A 10,435-nucleotide genomic window follows, 5' to 3' on the forward strand; every position below is an offset into this window, starting at 1 on the left:
TCAGCAGAAGGGGCAAGCGACCGAATGGGCAGGGTCCGGCTTAAAAACCCGCGGATAAGGTCAGCGCCACACCCGATGACGGGCGCGCCTGGCCATCCATGCGCTGCCGCCAGTCTAGCGCGAAGGTCAGCGCACCGCGCTCGACCGGCACGGTCAGCATGGCACGCGGCCCCAGATCGACGCGGTGCAGCCAGGGCTTGCCCCCCTGCCCGTCAGGCTCCTGCTGCCCTCCCGCCCAAAGCCCCCCACCCAATGCGAGTGTCGTGCCACCGCGCTTGAGGACGGGCTGGGTCAGGCTCGCCTGCAGGTCGAAAAATGCCTGGGATTGCGCCAACCCCACTAACCCGGCCTGACCATGGACCGACAGTTGCGCTCCGCTGCGCCCGACCGCCCTGTCTCCCCCGGCGACCGCCAGAAGCGCCCAGCGGTCGCGCTGTCCTTCAACGAGCGCGAGACGGCGCTCGACCGCGAGATCGAATGGCAGCCGCGGCACAGGTCGAACCGACAGGCCGAGCGCCAGCGTACGCTCGTCGCGCGTTGCGAGTGCCCCCGTCGCCCGGGCATAGAGCGCGGGACGGTATGCCGCGCTGCCCATCGCCCAGCGCACCACCAGCCCGGCCTGGCTGCCGCCATATTGCCCGCCCGGCGCCAATATGCTGCCCGAGGTGCCCTGCCGGACGAGCGACCAGCCATAGACCGACCAGCGCCCGGCATGAGCGCGGGAACCGTCTGCCCCGCTCGGCACGGGCGGCAGCCACGCCCCCGGCGCTGGCGGCAGCGGTACCTGGTCCGCCGCACGCGGCGGCGCTGGCAGCAGCGGTAGCAACGAGAGCTCGGCATCTTGCGGTTGCACTTGCCATCCTGGCGGTTCGACCACCGATCCGGCACTGCCGCCTCGCGGCTTGGCGCGACCGGCCCCTTGCGCGAGACGCAGTGCGCGCGGCGCATCGCCGGCAGACAGGGCGCGCCGGTGAGCGCTGACACGCAATCGCGGCGCGGCGTCGGCCTGGGCTTGCGACGTCATAGGCACGGGCACCGATGCGCTTGGTGTCGGATCGATCACGGGCCAGTGATGGATCACCCGGGCTGCGGACCAGGCACACAGCACGGTCAGCAGGAAAACCAGCGGCTGGCCGCGTCGGCGGTGAGCGATCCCCGACCCGGCAGCCTGGCCCAGATCAGCCACGACCCTCGCCGATCATGGCAGGGCGCGCCGCTGCGGGTTCGCCCCGTTGCGCTCCGATCGCCGCCGGGATCCGGTGCCGGGTCTTGTCCCAGGCCAGCGGCGCTCCGTTGAGGCTGGCAATATAGGCCTGCAGCGCCCGCCGCGCCGCCATGACCGCGATGACATTGCTGACCAGCGCCCGGGGCAGCGACCACAGGGCTTCGCGTGCGCCATGGTTCCATCCGGTACAGGCGGCGCGCACGATCAGCCGCCAGACCAACGTGGAACCGGTCGCCACCAGCAGGACGCGTGAAGCGGGATCGGGCGGGGCTGGCTGGTAAAGGCCCAGCGTTTCCGCAATCGCGACGACCAGCCACAGCAACAGGCCAAGATACCCCGCGACAATCACCAGTGCCGCCAGTGCCGACCGGCGGTCGCGGGCGCGCATCCAGATTTCGGCGATCGATCCGCCCCATCCGGTCCGGTCCCAGCCGGAAAGCGCGATGCCGATCATCCAGCGCGTCTTCTGGCGCACGGCTGCGCGCAGATCGCCCGGAAAATAGGCGCGCGTCGCCACCAGCTCGCCCGCCCCATCGCGTTCCCGAACGAAGGCGCCGCGACCGCCCTGTTCGTGGATCCGGATGCCGAGCTCGTAATCCTCGGTCAGGCTGTCGGTGGCAAAGGGTGCGTTGCCGCCAGAAGCCCCGGCCAGCCGCTGCAATGTCGCTCGCCGGAAGGCGCACCCGACCCCGGCACAGGGCATGGCGACCCCCATGCGCGCGCGCACCGGCATCTTGCGCAGATGGGCCTCGGCGAATTCATCGGCATAATGCCCGCCAACCAGGCGGGACGCGCGATCGATCAACGGGCGCACCGGGATCTGGACGAAATCATGATCGCTCAGCCAGCGGCGATAGACCTGAAACTCGGCGGCATGCACAACATCCTCGGCATCGTGCAGCGCGATCGCATCGAAGCGCCAGCCCTGCCCCGTCTCGTCTTCGGTCATTGCCTGCCATATCCGGTTGAGGCAATCGGCCTTCGAGCTTGGGCCCGTCGTGGACATTGTCACGAGCCGCAGACGCGTATCGCCCGCTGCACCACGCCGCGCCGCATCGGCGGTCGCAGGGTCGTTGGCATAGACGCCGACATAGAGCCGGTAATCGTCGTCCGGCCAGCGCGCCAGGCAGTGCGCCACCATGTCGCCGATCACCTCGGCCTCATCCCAGGCGGGAACGAACACGGCATAGCGCCAGGGCTGCCCGCCATCGGCATGATCGCGCTCGCGCGCCTGGCCTCTGCCGCGCAACAGATTGATCAACCAGACAAAATCGAGCGCGAGGTCGTCGACCGCCCCAATCAGGAACCAGATACCGGCGAATAACAGCAGCTCGTTGGCGAAAAGATCGGCGGCAGAAAACAATGCTGTCAGCAGCGCATTGGCAATGCCTTCAACACTGGCTGCATCCTGTGCGCCCAATTGCTTGCCCCCCGGCAGTCATCACGGAGCTCCGGTCTGGAACGCCCAGGCAAGGCGGACATCTGCGCTGGAGATCGATGAGTCGTTGCTTGTTGCAGAAATGCCCGCTTCGGAAAGTTTCGTCAAAACAATTTGCGATTGATTTGCACGCCCCGATACGGTGAGCGCCAGGCCTGTCCTGCGCGCGGCCCAGATTGCCAGTGCAAGATTGGCCTCACCCTCGTCGCCCAGCTCTTCGCCATCGAGCGAAATGTCGGGAAGCGGCAGCGGCGGAGGGATAAGCTGCAGCGTCCATTGCGGTTCGGCAGCCGAAAGCCGCTGTTCCAGCGCACGATAGGTGGCGAGCGTCGCGCCAGGCAGCGGGTTCGCGCGCACCTGCGCCAGTCGCTTGTCGCGATCGACCAGCACCGCTTCGGCGGGGACGCCCGCCAGCAGCGCCAGCTCGCGCCCGACCAGCGCCGCGTTCTCGCGTTCCTTGAGCGAGGCGGCGCTGGCCGATGCCGATGCCAGCTGCGCGGCTTCCGCATCGCCTGCCGCCGTGCCGACGCGGAACTGGTCGAGGCTGAGCTTGACCGGGCGGCCCAGCGCCTTGGCCAGCCGGGCCTCTCCCAGCGCACCCGCGCGGCTGCGGAACTGGGGCGTGAGCACGGTTGCAAGGATCGTCAGAGGGTCGCCCGCGAAATCGATGTCGAGCTGGTCGATCTTCGCCTGGCGCGGAAACTGTTCGGCCAGCACCTCACGTGCCTGGCGCTGCGCGCGCGCCTCCCACGCGATCTGGCTGAGCGAATAGCCGAGCGGGATGGCCAGTGCCAGAAACACCACGATGATCACGCCCGCCTGCATCCCGCTCTGCCGGCTGGTCAGCTTGGGACCGAAGCCATAGAGCCGCGCCATCACCGCAGCCGCGATGGCAATGGTCATCAGGTTGGTGACGAACAGCAGCAGCGCGCCGAAGAAAACCGTGGCGTTGAGCGTGGCCAGGCCGAAGCCCACCGTCGCCAGCGGCGGCATCAGCGCAGTCGCGATCGCCACGCCGACGATCGTGCCCTCGCGCCCCCGGATCATCGCATAGGCCCCCGCAAGCGCCGAGAACAGCGCGACCATCAGGTCGAACAGATTGGGCCGGGTGCGTGCGGCGATCTCGGAGGTGACGTCCTTGATCGGCGAGAAGAAGACCACCAGCGCGGTGAACAGCACGGCCATCACGATCCCTGCCGCCAGCGTCATCGCGGTACGGCGGATCTCGTTGCCATCGATGGTCGCGATGCCGAAGCCCAATCCGATGATCGGCCCCATCAGCGGCGAGATCAGCATCGCGCCGATCACCACCGCCGGGGAAGACAGGAGAAGCCCGAGCACCGCAATCCCCGCCGACATCAGGATCATGAAGGCATAGCGCGGGGTCAGGCTGGCCTCGTCATCGACCTTGGCGATCACCGCGCGATGCTCGATGCCGGGGATCACGCTGCCCCGCCACCAGCTGCCCAGCGGCCCGGTCAGCCGCGCGGCAAAGCGACCCAGGCGCGATCCTCCACCAGAAGTGGGCGCTAGCCCTCGAGCGGCGGGAGCGGATTGGGACATGGCACGTTACCCTTGGGTTACCCGGCCAGGGGTGGACCCCACCGGTCTTTGCAGATAGATGCCCGAACATCGTCGCGCCATGCAACGGCAGCCATCATGGCCCCGGTGCGTTGGTACTGGCTCAAGCGGACTGCCCCCCGGCCGGGGGAATGCCCTTCAAGGGCAGGCGCGGTCAAGCGCATTAGGGCAACAACATATGGGAGCAGACATGGGCGCACAGGGGATACCGGGCGGCAGCGAGACATCGGCGCTGCGCAAGTTCCTCAGCAGCGAGGCAGCGGGCGGCATCATCCTGATCTTGTCGGCGGCGATCGCGATGATCATCGCCAACAGCCCGCTCTATGATCTGTACCATCATGTGCTGCACGATATCCAAGGCCCGGTGCTGACCAAGAAGCTGGGCCCGATGACCCCGCATCTGTGGATCAATGACGGCCTGATGGTCATCTTCTTCCTCTATGTCGGGCTCGAGATCAAACGCGAGCTGGTCGACGGGCGGCTTTCGACCTGGGACAAGCGCCGCCTGCCAGTGATCGCGGCGATTGCCGGCATGGCGATGCCCGCGATCATCTATCTCGTCGAAACCGGCGGCGATCCTGCGGTCGTCAATGGCTGGGCCATCCCCGCCGCCACCGACATCGCCTTTGCGATGGGCGTGCTCGCGCTGCTCGGCAAGCGCGCGCCGACGTCGCTCAAGCTGTTCCTGGTCACCGTTGCGATCGTCGACGACATGGGCGCGGTGGCGATCATCGCGCTGTTCTATACCGAAGGCCTGGCCCCGGTCTGGCTGGGCGCAGCGGCGGCCGTGATGGCAGCGATGTATGCGCTCAACCGCTTCCGGGTGATGAACCTCATCCCCTATCTGCTGCTGACCGTCGTGCTGTGGTACGCGATCCTGCAATCGGGCGTTCATGCGACGATCGCGGGCGTGCTCGCCGCGTTCATGATCCCGATCATCAAGACGCCGGGAGCCCCGGACGCGCACGACAGCCCGCTGCACCGGCTGGAGCACGCGATCTCGCCATGGAGCAGCTTTTTCATCATCCCGCTGTTCGGCTTTGCCAATGCCGGCGTGTCGCTGGAGGGCGTCGGCCTTGGTGAAGCGTTCGCGCCGGTGCCGCTCGGCATTGCCTCGGGCCTGTTCCTGGGCAAGCAGATCGGCATTTTCGGCAGCGTCTGGCTGGCAGTGAAGCTCGGCATTGCCAGCCGGTTGCGCGGCGCCACCTGGCTGCAGGTCTATGCCGTCGCCGCCCTGTGCGGAATCGGCTTTACCATGAGCCTGTTCATCGGTGCGCTAGCGTTCCCGGGCAATGCGCTGCTCATCGACGAAGCGAAGATCGGCGTGATCATGGGCTCTGTCGCTTCCGCGCTGCTCGGCTATACGATCTTGCGCGTCTGCCCGCTTCATCCGCAGCATTACGAGGAGGAACTGGAGCAGGAAGAGGAAGTCCGGGTCGATGGCGATGTCGAGAGCCTCGAGGACGACGAGGAAGAGGAAGTGGTCCGCACATGAGGATGATCACCCGTTTCGGCCTGCTGGCGCTGGTGCTGGCCTGCGCCGCCTGTGGCGCCAAGCCCGCGCCCCAGGCGAGCAAGCCCGCCGATCCGCTCAACGACATCGCACGCCAATATGTGCTGCTGTCGCTCGAGATCGGCACGCACGAGGATGGCTATATCGATGCCTATTACGGCCCGGCCGAGTGGAAGACGCAGGCCGAGGCGAACCCGCGCGATCTTGCCGCGCTCGCCCAGGCGGTCGATGCGCTCGACGCCAGCCTGATGGCCGTCGATGTTTCGGGCCGCGAGATCATGGTCAAGCGCCGGGCGAAGTTCCTCCACGCGCAGCTCAACGCCGCACGCACGCGGCTGAAGATGCTGCGCGGCGAGAAGCTGTCGTTCCGGCAGGAATCGCTCGGCCTGTTCGGTGCGACGCCGGACATCCAGCCGCTTGCGAGCTATGATCCGGTACTTGCCGAGATCGAGGCGCTGCTGCCCGGCCCCGGTACGCTCGCCGAGCGCGTCGATGCCTTTCAGGAACGCTTCATCATTCCCGCCGACCGGCTGAAACCGGTGTTCGACCGCGCCATCGCCGAATGCCGTGCGCGCACCGCCGCCCACATCCCGCTGCCCAAGGGCGAGAGCTTCCGCATGGAATTCGTCACCGGCAAGCCGTGGAGCGGGTATAACTATTACCAGGGCAATCTCGCCAGTCTGATCCAGATCAACACCGACCTGCCGATCCGCATCACCCGCGCGGTCGATCTGGGCTGTCACGAGGGATATCCCGGCCATCATGCGCTCAACTACCTGCTCGAACAGAAGCTGACGCGCGGGCGCGGCTGGGTCGAATTCAGCGTCTATCCGCTCTACAGCCCGCAAAGCCTGATCGCCGAAGGTTCGGCCAATTTCGGCATCGATCTCGCCTTTCCGGGCGACGAGAAGCTGGCGTTCGAGACGCGCGAACTCTACCCGCTCGCAGGCCTTTCCACCGCCGATGCCGCGCGGCTGGCACAGCTGCAAAAGGCGCTTTCGGGGCTGCGTGGCGCCCGCTTCACCATCGCGCAAATGTACCTCGACGGGCAGATCGACCGCAATCAGGCGATCGTGCTGACGCAGAAATACCAGCTGATGAGCGAAGCGCGGGCGAAACAGTCGGTCGGCTTTACCGATGCCTATCGCAGCTATGTGATCAACTATGGCCTCGGCCAGGACATGGTGCAGGCCCATGTCGAGGCCGCCGGACCTGATGCGAAAGCGCGCTGGGCGGCGATGGAGCGCGTGATCAGCGAGCCGACCCTGCCGGTCGATCTGGCTGTCCGATAGGGCCTCCCCACGCAACCTTGCTCGTCATTTCCGCGAAAGCGGGAATTCCGCTGCAGCGCGAAACGCTGAAATGAAAGCGGGACCCCCGCCTTCGCGGGGGTGACGAATCAACTGCGGGCGAAATCAGCTCGCGAACAGCATCGCGTCGTCGGCGAACGCCTTGAACTCGAGCGCATTGCCCGCCGGATCGTGGAAGAACATCGTCGCCTGCTCGCCCACCTGCCCCGCAAAGCGGATATGCGGCTCGATCACGAAGCGCGTCCCCGCCGCCTTGAGCCGGTCGGCCAGCGCGTGAAAATCGTCCATCGTCAACACCACGCCGAAATGTGGCACCGGCACGTCATGCCCGTCGACCGGATTGTGGTGCGCGCGCCGCGTACCGGCATCGGGATCGAGATGCGCGACGATCTGATGACCGAACAGGTCGAAATCGATCCAGTGATCCGACGACCGCCCCTCGCCGCAGCCCAGCACCTCGCGATAGAAATGCCGCGCAGCCGCGAGGTCATCGACCGGGAAAGCGAGATGAAACGGCCGGATGGTCATCGGACGGAGCCTCGGATCAGAAACCGGTCAGGGCGGCGTCGAGACCGGTCGGCACCACGTTGATCACGATCGGCTTGCCCTCGAGGTCGAGAAAGACGAGCTCGAGCTTCTTGGCCTTCTTGAAATTAGCGATATCGGTCGGGCCCAGCGGCTTTTCACCGATACAGCCCTCGGGCAGGCAGCGGCTGAACACGATCTTGTCGATCGCCTTGGTCTGGTCGCCATCGACCTGGATCAGCGCGCCGGTATCGAGCCGCACGCCCAGCGGCACCTTGACCAGCAGCCCGGTCTTGCCCGTGGTCTTCTGGCGGGCGATCGCGACGCGGATCACTTCCTTGTTGTTGCCCTCGTCGATCAGCGACTGGACGGCGTCGCAGATTTCCTGTTCGCCGGTGCCCTTGCAGCCTGCGGTCCAGGGCTTGGCGCCATTGGTCCCCATCTTCGGCGTGATCGCCTGGGGTGCAGCGGGGGCGGTGGCAGCGGGTGCAGCCGGGGTCGCAGGCTTGGCGGTCTGCGCGGCGAGCGGGGCGGAGACCAGAGCTGCGGCCAGCGCGAGCGCGGCCGAACGGAACACCAGATTCATCGCAATCATACTTTCTTCACTGGGCCGGCTGCCATGTCCACAAGGGGGGCTCCGTGCCGTTGCACAGGCTGATATACTCGCAGCCGCCGGGCTGTCCATCGCCCAGAGGCACACCGTTGCGATCGCCATCTTCTGCGGGACGCAGTTCGGGCGAAAGCAGCACGGGCAGCGGCGCGGCAAGGCCCTGCAGCAGCTGCAAGGGCGTGGTGCTGTCGGGCGAGACTGGCAGATTCACGCTGCCCTGCGGCGGCATGGCGATGATCGGCGGCACGGCAACGCTGGGCGTCGGATCGGCCGGAGAGGGCGGTGCTGCTGCACCGCCCGGCGGGGTGCTGCTGCTCGGCGGGGTGCCGTTTCCACCGGCAATCGGCAGTGTCACGGGTGGAACGGTGATAATCACCGGCGGAGTGGTTCCGGCAGGTGGGGTCGGCGGGCCGCCGGTGCCCGGCGGATCCTGCGCAGGAGGCGTGACGGCGGGAAGCACCGTCATCACGCCGGGGCGATAGGTGATCTGGTAATTGCGCGCGGTGCCGCGCGAGGCGTTGATGATATACTGGCCCGGTGCTGCATTGGCGCCGCCCGATGCGCGCAGCACCAGCCCGGTTACCACCGATGCGCTATCGCCGTTGCGCAGCCCCGAATAGCTGACCGTCAGCGTCGGTTCGCTGCCGCCCTGCATCATGGTCTTGTTGTCGGCGGTGATCAGCAACTGGGCCTGGGTGATGGTCAGGCGGCCGGGGATATAGCTGAAATCATAGTTGAGGGCCGATCCGCCCGAAGCGGTGATCGCATAGAGGCCGACATCCGACCCGATGGTCGCAGTCGTGCCAAAGGTCAGCCCGGTGACCACGCTGGCATTCTCGCCGTTGCGGAAGCCGCTGATGCTGGCGGTGAAGGTCGGGTTCGCAAGGCCATATTCGCGGCGCGCATCGTTGACCCGCACCTGCAGCAACGCCTTGGTGATGGTCAGTGCGCCGGGCACGTAATCGAACCGGTAATTGGCCGCAGTCGCACCCGATCCGGTGATCACATAGCTGCCGACATTGCTGCGCGCATTGGCTCCGGTCGTCAATCTGAGCCCGGTGACGCCCTGTTCGGTATCGCCATTGCGGAAGCCGGTGATGCTCGCCGTCAGCGCCGGATTGGGCGCGCCATAGGTCCGCGTCTTGTCGTCAATGGCAACGGTGAGCGTGGCCGGATTAATGACGAGCGTGCCGGGAACATAGGCAAAGTCATAGTTGAGCGCGCTGCCACCCGAAGCCGTGATCGCGTAGCTGCCGACGCCCGAGGCCTGGGTCGCGGGCGTAGCGAGCACCAGCCCGCTGACGACGCTGGCCGTATCGCCGTTGCGCAGGCCGCTGATCGTGCTGGTCAGCGCCGGGTTGGCAAGGCCATATTCGCGCACCTTGCCATCGGCGGTCACGGTGAGCAGCGCCCGGGTGATCGTCAGCGTTCCAGGGACATAGGCAAAGTCATAATTCGCAGCGCTGGCGCCCGATGCGGTGATGGCATAGGTGCCGACATTCGAACCGGTGCCCGCGCTGGTGCCATAGACGAGGCCGCTGACGACGCTGGCGGTATCGCCATTGCGCAAGCCCGAGATCGAACCGGTAAGGACCGGGTTGGCCAGGCCATATTCGCGCGTGGCATTGTCGGCAGTGACCGTCAGCAGCGCCCGGGTGATCGTCAGCGTGCCGGGCACATAGGCAAAGTCGTAATTGGTGGCAGATGCGCCGGAACCGGTAATCGCATAGCTGCCGACCGACGCGCCGCTGGTCGCGCTGCTGCCATAGACCAGACCGGTGATCACGCTGGCGGTATCGCCATTGCGCAAGCCGGTGACCGTGCCCGTGAATGCCGGGTTGGCCAGGCCATATTCACGCGTGGCATTGTCGGCGGTAACCGTCAGCAGCGCCCTGGTGATCGTCAGCGTGCCGGGCACATAGGCAAAGTCGTAATTGGTGGCAGATGCGCCGGAACCGGTGATGGCATAGCTGCCGACGTTGCTCGCGATCGTGGCGACCGATCCAAAGACCAGACCGGTGATCACGCTGGCATTATCGCCATTGCGGAAGCCGGTGATGCTGCCGGTAAAGGAGGGGTTGGCGAGCCCGTATTCGCGCGTGGCATTGTCCGCGGTGACCGTCAGGAGCGCCTTGGTGATCGTCAGCGTGCCCGGAACATAGCTGAAATCGTAATTGGTCGCGGTGGCGCCGGATCCGGTGATCGCATAGGTTCCGGCATTGCTCGCGATCGT

General features: G+C 66.5%; 8 protein-coding genes. 2 read left to right on the forward strand and 6 right to left on the reverse strand.

Annotated features, from left to right (window positions below; all coding sequences use genetic code 11):
- Positions 1-40 precede the first annotated feature (40 nt).
- From FG486_RS06000 to FG486_RS06010, 3 genes are read right to left on the reverse strand one after another with little or no spacing between them, the layout of a single operon-like run.
- Positions 41-1,186 (reverse strand): hypothetical protein, encoded by a 1,146-nt coding sequence (locus FG486_RS06000; RefSeq protein WP_181266794.1) that lies wholly within the window; start codon positions 1,184-1,186, stop codon positions 41-43.
- Positions 1,179-2,645, reverse strand: coding sequence for a glycosyl transferase family protein (locus FG486_RS06005; protein ID WP_241695588.1), 1,467 nt, complete (start codon positions 2,643-2,645; stop codon positions 1,179-1,181). The genes FG486_RS06000 and FG486_RS06005 overlap by 8 nt, the downstream gene beginning before the upstream one ends.
- Before the next feature lie 21 nt (positions 2,646-2,666).
- Entirely contained in the window at positions 2,667-4,226 is a 1,560-nt protein-coding gene (locus tag FG486_RS06010) for a DUF389 domain-containing protein (protein WP_181266795.1), read from the reverse strand.
- Between the two features lie 196 nt (positions 4,227-4,422).
- On the opposite strand from FG486_RS06010, the gene nhaA reads away from it, so the two are divergent.
- Positions 4,423-5,739 (forward strand): Na+/H+ antiporter NhaA, encoded by a 1,317-nt coding sequence (gene nhaA, locus FG486_RS06015; protein WP_241695589.1) that lies wholly within the window; start codon positions 4,423-4,425, stop codon positions 5,737-5,739.
- Positions 5,736-7,049 (forward strand): hypothetical protein, encoded by a 1,314-nt coding sequence (locus FG486_RS06020; RefSeq protein ID WP_171007863.1) that lies wholly within the window; start codon positions 5,736-5,738, stop codon positions 7,047-7,049. Before nhaA ends, FG486_RS06020 begins: the two co-directional genes overlap by 4 nt.
- 123 nt (positions 7,050-7,172) lie before the next feature.
- On the opposite strand, the gene FG486_RS06025 is transcribed toward FG486_RS06020, so the two are convergent.
- The 3 genes from FG486_RS06025 to FG486_RS06035 all read right to left on the reverse strand — a co-directional run.
- Positions 7,173-7,595: a VOC family protein gene (locus FG486_RS06025; RefSeq protein ID WP_181266796.1), complete on the reverse strand. Its 423-nt coding sequence runs from the start codon at positions 7,593-7,595 to the stop codon at positions 7,173-7,175.
- Between the two features lie 16 nt (positions 7,596-7,611).
- Positions 7,612-8,187 (reverse strand): invasion associated locus B family protein, encoded by a 576-nt coding sequence (locus FG486_RS06030; protein ID WP_066276454.1) that lies wholly within the window; start codon positions 8,185-8,187, stop codon positions 7,612-7,614.
- A gap of 7 nt (positions 8,188-8,194) precedes the next feature.
- On the reverse strand, positions 8,195-10,435 hold a 2,241-nt coding region (locus FG486_RS06035), incomplete at its 5' end, for an MBG-2 domain-containing protein (protein ID WP_181266797.1).

The sequence above is a fragment of the Blastomonas ursincola genome, assembly GCF_013607875.1.
In the GTDB taxonomy this organism is placed as follows: Bacteria; Pseudomonadota; Alphaproteobacteria; order Sphingomonadales; family Sphingomonadaceae; genus Blastomonas; species Blastomonas ursincola.

Bases quoted from the DNA above. Each gene is read 5' to 3' on its own strand.
- FG486_RS06025 (WP_181266796.1), bottom strand. From the start codon at position 7,595: ATGACCATCCGGCCGTTTCATCTCGCTTTCCCGGTCGATGACCTCGCG.
- FG486_RS06020 (WP_171007863.1), top strand. From the start codon at position 5,736: ATGAGGATGATCACCCGTTTCGGCCTGCTGGCGCTGGTGCTGGCCTGC.
- FG486_RS06030 (WP_066276454.1), bottom strand. From the start codon at position 8,187: ATGATTGCGATGAATCTGGTGTTCCGTTCGGCCGCGCTCGCGCTGGCC.
- FG486_RS06010 (WP_181266795.1), bottom strand. From the start codon at position 4,226: ATGTCCCAATCCGCTCCCGCCGCTCGAGGGCTAGCGCCCACTTCTGGT.
- nhaA (WP_241695589.1), top strand. From the start codon at position 4,423: ATGGGAGCAGACATGGGCGCACAGGGGATACCGGGCGGCAGCGAGACA.